15 protein-coding genes are annotated in these 14,468 nt (G+C 60.8%); 4 read left to right on the forward strand and 11 right to left on the reverse strand.

The features are described from left to right. Positions 1 to 35: 35 nt before the first annotated feature. Complete coding sequence (locus tag EV286_RS17675) at positions 36 to 872, forward strand: amidohydrolase (RefSeq protein ID WP_132958448.1); 837 nt, start codon at positions 36 to 38, stop codon at positions 870 to 872. 105 nt (positions 873 to 977) lie between these two features. Here EV286_RS17675 and EV286_RS17680 read toward each other — a convergent pair whose 3' ends face one another. From EV286_RS17680 to EV286_RS17715, 8 genes are read right to left on the reverse strand one after another with little or no spacing between them, the layout of a single operon-like run. Further along, entirely contained in the window at positions 978 to 1,949 is a 972-nt protein-coding gene (locus EV286_RS17680; RefSeq protein WP_132958449.1) for an ABC transporter permease, read from the reverse strand. Then, on the reverse strand, positions 1,946 to 2,905 hold the full coding sequence (locus tag EV286_RS17685) for an ABC transporter permease (RefSeq protein WP_132958450.1): 960 nt from the start codon (positions 2,903 to 2,905) through the stop codon (positions 1,946 to 1,948). Before EV286_RS17685 ends, EV286_RS17680 begins: the two co-directional genes overlap by 4 nt. Next, positions 2,902 to 3,645 carry an ATP-binding cassette domain-containing protein gene (locus tag EV286_RS17690; RefSeq protein ID WP_132958451.1) on the reverse strand — a complete coding sequence of 248 codons (744 nt, stop codon included), beginning with the start codon at positions 3,643 to 3,645 and terminating at the stop codon, positions 2,902 to 2,904. The genes EV286_RS17685 and EV286_RS17690 overlap by 4 nt, the downstream gene beginning before the upstream one ends. Beyond that, positions 3,638 to 4,375: an ATP-binding cassette domain-containing protein gene (locus EV286_RS17695; protein ID WP_132958452.1), complete on the reverse strand. Its 738-nt coding sequence runs from the start codon at positions 4,373 to 4,375 to the stop codon at positions 3,638 to 3,640. Before EV286_RS17695 ends, EV286_RS17690 begins: the two co-directional genes overlap by 8 nt. A gap of 50 nt (positions 4,376 to 4,425) precedes the next feature. After that, positions 4,426 to 5,616, reverse strand: a complete 1,191-nt coding sequence (locus tag EV286_RS17700) for a substrate-binding domain-containing protein (RefSeq protein WP_132958453.1) — start codon at positions 5,614 to 5,616, stop codon at positions 4,426 to 4,428. 47 nt (positions 5,617 to 5,663) lie between these two features. After that, a complete protein-coding gene (locus EV286_RS17705) occupies positions 5,664 to 6,797 on the reverse strand; it encodes an extracellular solute-binding protein (RefSeq protein WP_132958454.1) in 1,134 nt (377 codons plus the stop codon). Continuing rightward, entirely contained in the window at positions 6,794 to 7,954 is a 1,161-nt protein-coding gene (locus EV286_RS17710) for a CaiB/BaiF CoA-transferase family protein (RefSeq protein WP_132958455.1), read from the reverse strand. Before EV286_RS17710 ends, EV286_RS17705 begins: the two co-directional genes overlap by 4 nt. Positions 7,955 to 7,959: 5 nt before the next feature. Further along, complete coding sequence (locus EV286_RS17715) at positions 7,960 to 8,511, reverse strand: MaoC family dehydratase (RefSeq protein WP_132958456.1); 552 nt, start codon at positions 8,509 to 8,511, stop codon at positions 7,960 to 7,962. 124 nt (positions 8,512 to 8,635) lie between these two features. On the opposite strand from EV286_RS17715, the gene EV286_RS17720 reads away from it, so the two are divergent. Both EV286_RS17720 and EV286_RS17725 read left to right on the forward strand, forming a co-directional pair. After that, positions 8,636 to 9,733, forward strand: coding sequence for a lactonase family protein (locus EV286_RS17720; RefSeq protein WP_132958457.1), 1,098 nt, complete (start codon positions 8,636 to 8,638; stop codon positions 9,731 to 9,733). 114 nt (positions 9,734 to 9,847) lie between these two features. Next, the gene (locus tag EV286_RS17725; protein WP_132958537.1) at positions 9,848 to 10,993 is read left to right on the forward strand and encodes an alpha-hydroxy acid oxidase; all 1,146 of its coding nucleotides are present in this window, start codon (positions 9,848 to 9,850) and stop codon (positions 10,991 to 10,993) included. 32 nt (positions 10,994 to 11,025) lie between these two features. On the opposite strand, the gene EV286_RS17730 is transcribed toward EV286_RS17725, so the two are convergent. The 3 genes from EV286_RS17730 to EV286_RS17740 all read right to left on the reverse strand — a co-directional run bounded on the left by EV286_RS17730 (position 11,026) and on the right by EV286_RS17740 (position 13,469). Next, the gene (locus EV286_RS17730; RefSeq protein WP_132958458.1) at positions 11,026 to 11,346 is read right to left on the reverse strand and encodes a multidrug efflux SMR transporter; all 321 of its coding nucleotides are present in this window, start codon (positions 11,344 to 11,346) and stop codon (positions 11,026 to 11,028) included. 139 nt (positions 11,347 to 11,485) lie between these two features. Next, positions 11,486 to 11,941 carry a carboxymuconolactone decarboxylase family protein gene (locus EV286_RS17735; RefSeq protein WP_132958459.1) on the reverse strand — a complete coding sequence of 152 codons (456 nt, stop codon included), beginning with the start codon at positions 11,939 to 11,941 and terminating at the stop codon, positions 11,486 to 11,488. Positions 11,942 to 12,050: 109 nt separating this feature from the next. Next, positions 12,051 to 13,469, reverse strand: coding sequence for a PLP-dependent aminotransferase family protein (locus tag EV286_RS17740; protein WP_132958460.1), 1,419 nt, complete (start codon positions 13,467 to 13,469; stop codon positions 12,051 to 12,053). Positions 13,470 to 13,773: 304 nt separating this feature from the next. On the opposite strand from EV286_RS17740, the gene EV286_RS17745 reads away from it, so the two are divergent. Continuing rightward, the gene (locus EV286_RS17745; protein WP_132958461.1) at positions 13,774 to 14,388 is read left to right on the forward strand and encodes an NAD(P)H-dependent oxidoreductase; all 615 of its coding nucleotides are present in this window, start codon (positions 13,774 to 13,776) and stop codon (positions 14,386 to 14,388) included. The last annotated feature ends 80 nt before the right edge of the window (positions 14,389 to 14,468 follow it).

Consider the following 14,468-nt stretch of genomic DNA (forward strand, 5'->3'; position numbering starts at 1 on the left):
AATGTTCACGAATTGCTGGCGACCGGGAGACGCTTGTGCTCATCGATACACATCTGCATTTGATCGACAAAACGAAACTCACCTATCCCTGGCTTTCCGGCGTGCCGGCGCTCGATCGGGATTTTCTTTATGCGACCTACGCCACGGAAGCACGGCGCTGCGGCATAGACGGCGCGCTGCATATGGAGGTGGATGTCGGAACCGGCGATATCCAGAACGAGACGGAGAATGTTCGGGCATTGTCGCGCCAGGAAGACAGCCTTCTCCTCGGCGCGATCGCCGCCTGCCGACCAGAGGACGTGGGTTTTGCAGACTACCTCGAGCGGCAGACGGCTGACTCCTTCGTCAAAGGCTTTCGGCGCGTCCTTCATGTCATGCCGGACGAACTTTCTGAGGGTGCGCTGTTTCGCGAGAACATTGCGAAAATGGCAGGCAGCGGCCTGACCTTCGATCTCTGCGTGTTGCCGCACCAGGTGGGCAAGGCGATTGCGCTCGCTGACCTTGCCCCCAACGTCCAGTTCATCCTCGATCATTGCGGCGTGCCCGCAATCAGCGCCAACGCCTACGAGCCCTGGCAGGAGGGCATTTTGGAAATCGCGAAGCGGGCGAACGTTGCCTGCAAGATATCCGGCATCGTCGCCTATGCAGACGCGGGGACCTGGGATGTCGAAACGTTGCGGCCCTATGTCGAACAGGTCACGCAAAGCTTCGGCTGGGATCGTCTGGTGTGGGGCAGCGATTGGCCCGTCTGCACGCTTGGCGGCGGCCTCTCCACCTGGGTCGCGACGACCCATGCATTGTTTGCCGGCAGCAGCGAAACGGAGCGGACGAAGCTCTTCTCCGGCAATGCCAGAAAGCTTTGGAAACTCTAGAGCAATTCCAGCAAAAGTGCGAAGCGGTTTTGCGTCCGGAATTGCGTAAAAACAAAGAGATAGAGCATTCCTGCAATTAGGAGAAAAACGGAAATGCTCTAGGTCTCAGATCGTCCTGCTGACGTGGCGCTCGCGTCCATAGAGAGACACGAGCACCACGATGATCACGCCGAGCGCCGCCTGGACCGCCGACGGCTGAAAGCCGAGACCGATCAGCAGCGTGTTGATTTCCGTCAGAACCAATGCGCCGGCAATCGTGCCGAGGTAGCTGCCCTGGCCACCGACAAGGGCCGCGCCGCCCACCACGACAGCGGCAATCGTCTGAAACAGATAGGGCTGACCGACATCGCCATAGGCGGAGCCGGTAAACCCGAGAAGCAGGACACCGGTGAGGGCCGAGCAGAATGCGCTCAGCGCGAAGGTTACGGCCCACATGCCGACCGGGTTGATGAGTGCCAGAGGCGCTGCCCCCGGATTGCTGCCGAGCGCATAGAGCCGACGCCCATAGGGCGTGCGTGCCAGCACGATAATGATGAGGACGGCAAGGACCACGAGGCTCGGCACCATCCACGGCACCGGCAGCGGTCCGGCGGATCCACCGATAGACACGAAATCGGAAACGGCCTGCGGCGCCGACCCGGATGGGAAACCCGCCGTCCACAGGAGCACGCTCCCCTGGACGACCATGCCGGTGCCAAGCGTCACGATGAGCGGATGGATGTCGAGGCGCCGCGAGACGTAGCCATTGAAGGCTCCGATCAACAGTGCGATGACGCCGACGAGTACACAAACGACGGCAAAGTTCCATTGCTCCCCATAAAGCTGCGCTGCCACCACATTGGCGAATCCGATGACGAACGGGATCGAAAGATCGATCCCGCCGAGGATCACCACGAGGGTCTGCCCAATGCAGGCAATGGCAAGCAGCGAAGCGAGCACCAGGAGCGCTCGAATCGCGAAGGGTTGCGAATAGCCAGGGATCAAGGCCGTGCCGACGGCATGCAGCACAAGAACGATGATGAAGGCGCCGATCGCCCTGCCATTGGTCCCGCTCAAAAGGCTCTTCAGATGCTTCATCTATGCGTTTCCTTGAGGGCTCTTTCCTGAAGTGCAGTCAGGACGACGGCGGAAACAAGAATGGCGCCATAGGCAATCTGCAGGACATAGGTCGAGACGTTGAACGACGTGAGGACGCTCTGCAGCAGAAAGATGTCGATCGCGCCGATCGCAGCACCGGCAAGTCCCCCTCGCCCGCCCGCAAGGCTGACCCCGCCGAGGGCCACGGAGGCGATGGCGATCAAGGTGTAGCTCTGGCCGATGTTGGGATCGGCGGAGCCGATCAGTGCCGTCAACATCAGGCCTGCGCCGCCGGCAAAAAGACCCGTCACCAGATAGGCGATGAACCGAACCTTGGTAACCGAGACACCGGCCGTATAAGCCGCGCGATCATCGCTGCCGACGGCCATCAGCAGATCGTAATAGGGCAGCCGCCTGATCAGCATCCAGGCAACGACGATGGCGGCAAGTGGAAGGATCGACCAGCTACCGGCCATGGCTTTCAGCCAGCCGGGCGCCGGCCCGATCGGTGCGGGCACGATCGTCAGCGTGATGCCGCCGAGCACAAGATAGGTGCCGAGGGTCGCAACGATCGGCTGGATACGGACCACCGTTGCCAGGAAGCCGTTGATGGCTCCGACCGCGAGGCCCGTCAAAAGGGCTGCCGGCACGAGCACAAATGGAGACGAAATCCCAACGCTCAGGAACAGCACCTGGATGACGATGGCATTGACGAACCCCATCGTGGGACCAACGGAAATATCGATCCCACCCCTCCCGGCCAGGATGACGGGTGCCGAGGCCAGCGACGCGCCGATCAGCGGCGCAGCAAGGCCGATCAGCGTGCCCCAGTTGCCCGGACTGAACCGAGCCGGGTTCAGGAAAAGATTGACCACCAGCAGAACGGCAAACAACACGACGGCGAAGCCGGCATTCTGGGCGAACCGTGTCAGGCCGGAAAAGTGAACGTTCTTCATGCCGCCTTCCCGAACATTGCAGCGATCACGCCGTCCGCCGTCATCGTTTCACCGGCCATTTCTGCAACCATCTCGTTCTCGCGGAAGATCAGGACGCGACGGCACAGGAGCAGGATTTCCTCAATCTCGCTGGAAAGGATGACAAGGCTCATACCTTCCTGTGCAAGATCGCGAAACACGTCGTAGAGAACGTGCCTCGTTGCCACATCGACGCCGCGGGTCGGATCATTCAACAACAGGACACCGGGATCGAGCGCCAGCGCCCTGGCCAGGAGCACCTTCTGCTGGTTGCCGCCCGACAGTGTGGTGATCGAGGCCTCCAGATGAGGGGCATTGATCGAAAGCTTTTGCTGGTAGGCCTGAAAGCGTTTCCTGCGCCTGTCTGCGCTGATGACGCCACCCGCCGTATCGCGCCAGACGGTCGAGATTGCGAAGTTGTCGAGTACCGACATGGTCGGGAAGATGCCCGTGGCACGGCGATCTCTTGGGAGGTAGGCGATGCCGCTCGCCACGCCATGGCGAAAGCCGCGTAGTGGCGTCGAGCGGCCAGCACGCTCGATGGACACCAAACCGCTCGCAGGCTTCTTGAGACCGGCAAGAGTTTCGAGGAACGCCTCCTGGCCATGGCCGTCCAGCCCTGCGAGGCCAACGATTTCGCCGGCCTCGATATGCTGCGAGATCGGCGCGGATCCGGCCTTCAGCGCGAGCCCCTCGATCTTCAATCGAGTCGGATCAGACATGGCCAAGCTCCGCTGCCATTTGCGGCGCCATTGCCGCCAGTAGTTGCGCCGAGGTCGAGACACCCTTGTCTTCGGTCTTGACGACCCGACCTGCCCGCAAGATCGATATCCGGTCGGAGAGCGCTTTGACCTCATCCATGCGGTGGGTGATGAACAATAGAAGACTGCCAGCCGAGGCAAGTTCGCGCATCAATCTGAAAACGGATTCGCGGTCGCTGAAATCGAGAGCGGCCGTGACTTCGTCCAGGATCAGTATCCTTGGCCGCCGCACAACCGCCCGCGCCAGCACGACCAATTGCTGGGCTGCAAGCGGCAAGGCGCCGGCAGGGGCATCAAGCGGGACATCGCTGACGGCAAACCGCGCCAGCGCCGCGGCTGCCGTTTCCCTTCGCTTGGCCCGTGGGATGCTGCGGCTGAACAGGCCGTCGAGACCAAGGAGAATATTGTCGATAACGCTACGATCCGGCGCAATCAGAATCTCCTGGAATACCGTGGCAAAGCCGGCCTTCTGGAAAGCCGCCGGCGTACTTGCACTGAAGCTTTGCCCGTCTAGCGTGATGTGGCCCTGATCCGGGGGAACGATTCCGGACAGGATCTTGACGAGGGTGCTTTTACCGGAGCCGTTCTCACCCAGAATGGTGTGAATCGTGCCCTGGCGAAACGAAATCGTCGCATCCGACAGCGCGACCGTTTCGCCGTAACGCTTTGAGAGACCATCAATTACAAGCATGGACCTGATCCGAAAGGGGCTGCGGCGAAGACGCCGCAGCCTGTCAGTCGTTACTTCGCGCAGGCATCGGGTGTCTTGGAATAATCCCAACCCGGCGTCGGCTTTGCATTGTCGAAATAGGCGTTCAGCATGTCTTCCGGCATCGGGTCATTCGGCGGTACCGGGAAGATGGAGACCGCATCAGGCGTCATGCAGTCCTTGTACCAGTTCGGCAGATCGGCGTTGTGCACCGCCGGGATCGGAATCATCAGCGTATTCAGCTTCGGCTGCTGACCGTCGAGCATGCGAACCGCGACGCGAAACAGCGTCTGAGCGGTCCAGTGCGGCAGGAGTGCGTGGCCCTCGAAGCGGTACTTGTCGGGATTGGCCTTCCAGTAACCGAGCGCGTCGCCGGTCAGCGAACCGGTAATCAAGGGTGCGGGCCGGCCCGCCTGCGCGAAGGCTTCGGCAACTACGTGGCTCTCGCTGCCGGTCGTCCATACGGCGTCGATCGGCGCCGGATTGGTGGCAATCGCCTGCAGAACGACGGTCTTGGTCACGTTGGCCGTCCAGTTGCCGTTGACCGAGCGGGCGACCTTCAACTGCTTGTCTTCGGCGAGAGCCTTGTCCGCCCCCTGGCGCTCTTGCGCGACGATCGGATGACCGGCAATGCCTTCGACCATCAGCACGTTGCCGCCACTCGGCAGAGACGTATTGATGGCGCTCATCATGTCGTAGCCCCATCTTGCATAGTTGGAATCGACATTGATAGCGTTGGGGCTGGTGACGGAGCCTGCGGCGGTGACAAACGGAATCTTCGCCTGCGCAGCCGCGTCTACCGCATCGTCGAGGGCCGTCGCCGATCCCGGGATAGAGGTGATGATGGAGCAGCCCTTGTCGATGAAGGCGCGGATCTGGTTGATCTGCTGGCTCACATCATTGTTGGAATCCGAGACCTCGAAGCTCGAAACGCTGCCGTCGGCAATCAGCCCGTCGACCAGGCGCTTCAACTCCTTGGTCACGGTCACACGCCACGGATTGCCCTGATAGGATTCAGAATGGCACCACCTCCAAGGCTTGACGGGCGGCGTCCAGCTGCCCCATGCCGACGGACCGACCTTCTGCGGCGCGCCGTCATATTGTGCCTTGAGAAGATCGGGCAGTCCGGCCACCACATTGGCGACGTCGTCCTGCGCCATTGCCGGCACGCCTGACACGAACAGGCTGGCACTCGCCAGCAAACTGCAAATGCTCTTCCTCATGTAACTCCTCCTCCAATGGCGCATAGGTCCTTCCTGCGCCGTCTTCCTCAAAAGCTGTCTGCAAAAAGCCTGTTCAGGTCTGCCACGATCGCGGCCGCTGCGTGCCTGCCTCTCAGGCCTTCGTTCAGTCGATCCGATGCCTGCTGCTGGAAGCGCATGTAGCCATCGTGCCGGGGACGGACCCAGGCGGCTTCGAGCGTCGCGCGAGTGCCGCGGTAAAAATTCGAGGTGGCCGCATTGACTGAGTCGTCTTCCCACGCGGCCGCATGTCCCGGCTGGCCGCCGGAGGCCGCATAGATGCCGCGCTGGACGGGCGCGCTTGCGACCCAATAGGCAAAGTCGATTGCCTCTTTGGCATGGCGGGTAAAGGCCGACACAGCGATGCCCGTGCCGCCAAGCGCAGAGCCGGTGGGACCGAGGCTGCCTGCCGCAGGTATATCGGCGAACTTGATCAGGCGCTCGCGAAAGCCCGGCATCGCATAGTTGACGTAGCCATAGATCAATGGCGCACAGGCAACCGTGCTGCCCGGCCTCGCCATCCTTTCAAGAACGGCAATCGGATCCATCTCGAAGCATTGCGGATCGACGAGGTCGGCTATCTCGCGCATCATCTCGACGGTCTCGACGCCAATCGTAGGATCGATCAGATCGCCCGGCCCTTCCGTCTGGCATGCGTGTCCCCGATTGGCCGACAGCGTATAGAAGGTCATCAGGGAATGCGGCGGCCGCAACGGCAGAAGAACCCGGCCGTCGCGGGCAAGTTCGATGACTTCGCGCCAGCTTGAAACCGGTTGCGGCAGGAGATCCGGGCGCAAGGCCTGGACCTGCGTTGCGGCGTCGATCGGGAAAGCCCATTGGCGCGATTGCCAATGGTAGCTCAGGTAGGATGCGCCAACGCTACCGGCTTCAAGTGCTCTCCGATCGTCTTCGCGACCGGCAACATCGAGTGGCAGCAAGCATCCTTCCTGGGTTATCTGGCCGACATGGGGGTGGTCGATCACGATGAGGTCGTAGAGGCGCGCAAGCTCTTCGACCGGCAAAGTCTCGAAATCCTGCAGCGACCGCTTTTCCCAACTAATCTCTACGCCACTCTGCTCGTTGAAAACCCGCGAGCAGGCAACCATCGGGTCATAGCCGCGCGGGTGGCTCCAGGTCATCCCCTTCAGCAGCACCTTGCTCATAGGCCGAACTCCTGGCGGATGGCCTCGCTGTGTTCCCCGATGCGCGGAGCGGCGCGGTCGAAGCTCGGCCGCACACCATCAACTCGAAGCGGTGAGCGCGTCGTCAGGATGGAGACATCGTCTTCACGCGTTACTGTCTGGAGCATGTCGAGCGACTTGAACCCGTCGCTGTCCATCAGCTCGTTCCAGTTCAGGACCTTCGCGCACCAGATGTCGGCCGGCTCGAGGACGGCAAGCCATTCATCGATCGTCTTCAATGCGATACGCTGGGCAATCAGCTCCTTGATGCGGTCACGTTCCAGAAACCAGCTGGAGGGATCATCGCGATAGGGCGCGAGTTCCGGCATATCGAGAAGATCGGCGAGCTTCGGGATCGGGGTCATGGCGATCGCGAGATAGCCGTCCTGCGCCGCGTAGACGCCGTAGGGAGCAGCAAGGTAGGCATGGGCGCTGCGGAAATTCGAACGCTTCGGCAGCCGTCTGCCGTCGTTCAGATGCGTGGTCAGCACCTCGAACTGGAAATCGATCAGTGCCTCGAGCAGGCTGGTCTCGACGAGGCTGCCCTTGCCGGTAATTCCACGGCGCACAAGCGCAGCAAGGATGCCCTGGCATGCGGCGGCACCGGCCAGCATGTCGCCGATCGCCAGTCCGAAGGGCACCGGGCCCTGATTTTCGTCGCCGTTCAACCACATCACGCCGGAGCGCGATTGGGCAAGCAAGTCCTGGCCGGGTCGCTTGACCCATGGACCCTCGTCGCCATAGCCGCTGATCGATGCATAGACGAGGCGCGGATTGAGCTCTTTCACAGCCTCATAGTGAAGACCGAGCCGCTCGATGACGCCGGGCCGGAAGTTCTGAATGAGCACATCAGCCTTCAGCAGCAGCGCCCGCAAAGCCTTGACGTCAGCCTCGTTCTTGAGATCGATCGCGAGACTTTCCTTTGCACGGTTGATCGCATGGAAAATCGTCGAATCCCCGCCGATCTCGGTGTCGCTGAGATAGAGACGGCGTGAGAGATCGCCGCCGTCCGGACGCTCGATCTTGATCACGCGCGCGCCGAGATCCATCAGACGCAGGGAACAATAGGGACCGGAGAGAAACTGGCTCATGTCGACAACGACAAGGCCGCTCAAGGGAAGATCGCCAGCATGCGTCATCGCGACTACTTTTCCGTCTTGCCGACAAAGTCGGCTGGATTCTTGTATTTGACCGTTTGAAGGTGCTCGCAATAGAGCACCAGCTCTCCCTCGCCCTTGAAGACCTCGTAGCTCGCGCGGATGAGGCCGAGCTCCTTGTATCGCGGCCTTTTGTCGAGGTTGGTCCGGACTGTGTAGATGGTATCTCCGATGAAGACTGGCTTGATGAAGCGCAGCTTGTCATAGCCGTAGGAAAAGGCGTTGACGCAATTCGTCGCAACGAGGCCAAGCCCGGCGGAAAAGACGAACGCGCCGGCAACGAGACGCCTGCCGAAAATTCCCTCCCGCTCCGCAAACATCTGATCCTGCACATAGGGATGGATGTCCGTCACCAGCGTATTGAAGAGATGGCTGTCGCTCTCGCCAAGCGTCCGGCGCAATGAACGGATCTTCTGGCCGACAGGCCAATCCTCATAGAACCAGTTTTCCGCATTCCACACCGGCAGTTCGGCATGCGCCGCCGGCATGTCGGACGGATAGGTCGAGGAAGTCCCGACCGTCGACGGATGCTGCTGCATCTCTCCTCCCAAGTCATGTTTTCTTATGTGAAGATTATTTTCACATATGGATTATCTTTGCAAGTGACATTGATTGTGCGATCTAGTGCGGGACAATGGCGCGCATTCGAAGCGGGAGGTCGAGGTGAGCGAGACGTATTTTCTCTTCGTGGGGTCGTTGAACAGGCCGGCGCCCTATTTTGCCGCAGCCAATGGGACAGGCTTAACCGTCTTCAGGTTCGACGCCGAAACCCTGGAAGCGAAAAGACTGGCCGAGGCACAGGATATAGAAAACCCTACGTTTTTCTCCGTCAGCGCCGATGGCAGTGCCGTCTACGCCAATTCCGAGGTCTTCGGCTGGAAGGAGGGTCTCGTCAGTGCCTTTTCCTTCGACAAGGCGACGCACGCCCTCGACTATATCAACATGCAGCCCGCGCTCGGGAGCATCACGGCACAGAACCTTATCACGCGGGACCGCCGCCATCTGCTGGTTGTCAACTATTCGATGGGTGACGGTGGACCGGATCAATCGCTGGTGATCTATCCTTTCACCGACAAAATGGGCCTTGAACCGCCGATCGCCTCGGTTCGACAGGTCGGCGCAGGGCCGAACCACGAGCGGCAAGAACGCAGCCACGCCCACAGCATCATCGAAATTGGAGACAACGTCTTTGTCGTTGCCGATCTCGGCTGCGACACGCTGACGTCATATCGCCTCACCGAGGACAGCAAGCTGCTTCGCCTATACGAAACAAGATGCGCGCCGGGCGCTGGCCCACGCCATATGGCCCTTCATCCGCGCGGACATTTCCTCTTCGTGCTGAACGAACTCAATTCGACCTGCGCGAGCTTCTCCGTGGATCGCGAATCGGGCCGCCTTTCACCGATCAACGTCGTACAGGCGGTCCCCGACGCGGATCTCGGCGGCAACCATTGTGCCGATATCCAGATTTCCGCGGATGGCCGCTTCCTCTATGGCTCGAATCGCGGCCATGACAGCATCGCCGTCTTTTCCGTTTCGCCGGACACGGGCGAGCTGGCACCGGCCGGCATCTTTCCATGTGGAGGCAAGACGCCACGCAATCTTGCGATTTCTCCCTCCGGCCGACATGTCTTCTGCGCCAACCAGGATTCCGACAGGATCACGATTTTCGAAAGGGATGCCGTCACCGGCGGCTTGAGGGACACCGGCAGGTGCATCGAGACGGGAACGCCGATGTGCATCAAGATCGCAGAGGCTTGAGATCCAAGGCCTGCATAGCGAATGAATATTCTGCAATGCCATACTGCTGCATCCATCCTCGATCGATGTTACGAAGCCTGACGATCGAATGATGTAACGAAACCGGACGTGACCATGCGCCTTTCCGACTGCCACAGTTTTCATGACTTTCGCCGCCTTGCAAAACGCCGCCTTCCCGGGCCTATTTTCAACTATATCGACGGCGCGGCCGACGACGAAGTCACGTACCGGCGCAACACGGCTTGCTTCGAGAGCTGCGATCTCTTGCCGAGTGTCCTGCGGGGTGTGAGTGACGTCGACCTGTCTGTCACCGTCATGGGCCAGAAGCTGTCCATGCCCGTCTACTGCTCCCCGACCGCCTTGCAGCGGCTCTTCCACCACGATGGCGAGCGCGCCGTCGCCGGAGCCGCAGGCAAGTTTGGTACGATGTTCGGCGTTTCTTCGCTCGGCACGGTCAGTCTTGAAGAAGCGCGTAGCATCAGCGGCGCGCCGCAGGTCTATCAGTTTTATTTTCACAAGGATCGCGGCCTTAACCGGGAAATGATGGCGAGAGCCAAGCAGGCCGGTGTCGAGGTGATGATGCTCACTGTCGACAGCATCACCGGCGGCAACCGGGAACGAGACAAGCGAACCGGCTTTGCCATTCCCTTCCGCCTGAACCTTGCCGGCATGGCGCAGTTCGCCATCAAGCCAGCCTGGGCCATCAACCACTTCGCTCATGAGAAGTTTCGGCTGCCGCAACTCGACAGCCACGTCGACATGGGCAGCGGAACCATGTCGATCAGCCGCTACTTCACGGAAATGCTCGATCCCGCGATGAACTGGGACGATGTCGCCGAAATGGTCCAGACCTGGGGAGGCCAGTTTTGCCTCAAGGGGATCATGACGGTGGAGGATGCAAAGCGGGCCGTCGCCATCGGCTGCACCGGCATTGTTCTGTCGAATCACGGCGGACGCCAGCTCGACGGATCCCGAAGCGGTTTCGATCAACTAGCGGAGATTGTCGATGCAGTTGGACACCAGATCGACGTCATGGTCGACGGTGGCATCCAGCGCGGTACCCATGTGCTGAAGGCGCTCTCCCTCGGCGCAAAGGCCGTCGGCATCGGCCGTTATTACCTGTTTGCACTTGCCGCCGCCGGCCAGGCCGGTGTGGAGCGTGCCCTGCTGCAAATGCGCACGGAAATCGAGCGCGACATGAAGCTAATGGGCTGCTCATCGGTCGGTGATCTGTCGGCGGCAAATCTTCGCTTCCGTTGATTGGGGTCTTCGTTGGAAGACCCCTGCTCGGTTCAGTTCCCGGAAACCAGCCTTAGCCCGATCACTCCTGCCAGGATGAGGCCGATGCATAGCAGCCTCATCGGTGCCAGACTATCGCCCAGCACCACGATGCCTACGGTCGCGGTGCCGGCGGCACCGATACCGGTCCAGACGGCATAACCGGTTCCGACCGGCAAGGTTCGCAGTGAGAGGGAAAGAAGAAAGACGCTCGATAGCCCGGTCGCCACCGTCAACAACGCGGGGATCAGACGCGTAAAACCGTCTGATGACTTCATGCTGAGGGCGAATGCGATCTCGAGAATGCCGGCCAAGCCGAGGAGTGCCCATGCCATATGCCAAGTCTCCATTCTAAGCTCGCCGGGCCTTAGTGGCCATACGAGCTCTGGTGCGAGAGTTTATTGTCGGGCAGACGGAAAGCAGGCGCTTGCGAACAGGCTCCAGCATGTCGCGCGCGCCCACCTGCGCCGTGCGTCAGCCCTTGGCCGCGGCGGCCGGCGTCGTGCGGAACGAAATCCCGAACCGATTGAAGGCGTTCATCAGGGCGATCGCATAGGTGAGATCGGCGAGTTCCTTGTCGCTGAATTCAGCCGCGGCGGCGGCATAGTCCGCATCGGGAACACCAGTTTCGGAAACACGTGTCACGGTTTCGGCCCAGGCGAGGGCAGCGCGTTCGCGGGCGCTGAAGACGTCGCGCGCGTCATACCACACGGGTACCAGCACGAGCTTGTCCACCGCGAGGCCGGACTTGAGCAGATCGCGTGAATGCATGTCGATGCAGAAAGCGCAGCCGTTGATCTGCGAAACCCTCAGATAGACAAGGTCTACCAGTTCCTTCGACAGACCACTTTTTTGAAGTGTGACGTAGACACCGCCGAAAGCCTTGAAACCTTCGGGGGAGGCCTTTGCGTAGTCGATGCGATTGATCATGGCGATTTCCTTTCACGAATGAAGGCCATGATCGTCACGCATCTTGGTCTACTTAAGAAGAGCCATGAATGCTCTTCGGCACTAGACCATGATCCCTCTCGTTTCCCCCTCAGATCAGCCTTGCGATGCGGCGCCCGAAATTCTCGGCGACGCTCTCGGATGGAATGTTCGTGAAGTTGAGAAGCAGGGCCTGCTCGCCATCGCCCCGCACCGTCCAATCCGTCAGTGCTTCGGCGTAAAGGCCCTCTTCCCGCATGCGCGCAACAAGCTGGCGATCCGATCCTTCGCCTTGCAGCCGCAGGATCAGATGCATGCCTCCCGGTGGAGAATCGATGCGCATCTGCTTGCCCAATGCATGTTCCAGGCCGGCTACCGTGGCGTTCCTTCTCTCCGCATAGAGCTTGCGCATCCGCTGGATATGACGGGCAAAATACCCCTCTGTTATGAAGGCTGCGACGACCTGCTGCGTCAATTCCGGGCTGCTTCCCGCAAAGACCTGCATGACTTCCTCAAACCGCGCGACCTGCGCTTCGGGCACGACAAGATAGGCAAGCCGCAGGCTTGGAAAAAGCACCTTGCTGAAAGTGCCCGCATAGAGCACGCGCCCATCCCTATCCAGGCTCTTCAGCGCTGGCAGCGGCCGACTGACATAGCGGTATTCCCCGTCGTAGTCGTCCTCGATGATCCAGACATTGTTGCGGGCCGCCCAGTCCAGCAGTTCCAGGCGGCGAGGCAGGGACAGAGACACGCAGAGTGGGCTTTGATGTGCAGGCGTGACCACTGCCGCGCGCGCTCGCGGCGCCAGCCTGATCCCTTCGGCGACGACCATGCCATCGCGGTCGACGGGTATCGCCGCCGGCGCAATATCCATATGCCCGAGCACGTCTCTCGTCGGCGGGTAACCGGGATTTTCCAGCCAGACGCGATCGCCAGCCTTCAGCAGGGCGTGGGCGATCAGCGAGATGGAATGGCGATATCCAGACGTCACGAATATTTGGGATGGCGAGCAGTTGATGCCACGCGAAACCTGCAGATAGGCGGCGATCTGCGACCTCAGGGCCGGTAGTCCGTAGACGGCCGGATGAACCATGTCGGCCGGCTGCATGGCACGCGCACATCGTGCACCAAGGCGCGCCCAGATCTTTCGCGGAAAGGCGTCGAGCGCAGGCAACCCCATCTGGAAGGGCAAAATCGAGTCGGGACGAAAACTTGTTCCAGCCAAGTTGCTGTCGGACGGCGGGACCGGCATTGATGCCGGCATTCGCGGTTTGAGGTCCGGCGAAACGATCGTGCCGGCCTGACCGCAGGCCTGAATGTAGCCCTCGGCGGCCAGCAGGGAATATGCTGCCTCGATCGTGCCCCTTGCCAGACCCAGTTCCCTGGTCAGCGCCCTTGCCGAAGGGATGCGGTCCCCCGGCATCAACACCCCGCTGGCAATCGCGCTGCGAAAGCGGTCATAGATCTGCCGGTAGAAAGGCTCGGCGGCCGCCGGATCCAATGGCGAGATATCGGGCTTCACGACGGTCATGGTCTAGTCATTTTCACAGAGGATCTAGAAATAGCTATGCCATAGTGATCGAGAGACAGCGCCAGTGCAAGGTTGCGCGACCATCGCGCCGAGGCGGCTTTCGATGAGCCTCCCGCGTTCGGTCCACTCGCGAATGCGCCGAGATCATTGACGATCATGGCTCAGTAGGAAGCACCTTTCATGGATCTAGGGCATAGGCCATCGCGGCGATAAAGTGATGGCCTGTCTCGCGCTTGGGACCGGGCCTCGCACGCCCAACGATTCATGACATCAGGCGTGGGCGATGAAACCAGGGACTAGATGGATGAAGAAGATCCTGCATGTCAGCTGCAGCCCCCGCGGGCAAGCGGCCGAGAGCTACCGGCTCTCTCAAAAGATTATCGCCTCCTTGTTGGCGAAGCACCCGGACACGACAGTGATCAACAGGACAGTCGGTGGCGGAGCCATACCGCATCTCGACGAAGATTACGCGATTTCGCAATCATCATCCGAAGACGTCTCCCGGAAGGGTTCCATGGCCCAGTCCGAGGAGTTGATCCGGGAGTTGGAGAGCGCGGATTTCGTGGTCATCAGCACGCCCATGCACAATCTGACCGTACCTTCCGCGCTGAAGGCATGGATCGATCACGTCGTCAGGGCTCGCCGGACGTTCAATGTCACCGCGGCGGGCAAAGTCGGCACGCTCCGCGACCGTCCGATCTTCGTTGCCATTAGCTCAGGCGGGCGATTTTCGGGGGAGCGGGCCCGCCAGCCGGATTTCCTGACGCCCTACCTGAAGGCCATCCTCGGCACCATCGGACTGCACGACCTGACATTCTTTTCCGTCCAGGGGACAGGCGCCGGTCCGGCCGCCGTCGCGGAAACAAGAGCCAGGACGGATCAGGAATTGCGCGCGCATTTCTCGATGCTCTGCGCCTGAGCCAGCCCTCGGGGCTCTGGCCTTAACGGGAGTAAAGCCCGCGAAAGAGTTCAAGTGCCGATACTGGGACGACTATCCCG

The organism is Rhizobium sp. BK251, from assembly GCF_004345245.1.
GTDB lineage: Bacteria > Pseudomonadota > Alphaproteobacteria > Rhizobiales > Rhizobiaceae > Rhizobium.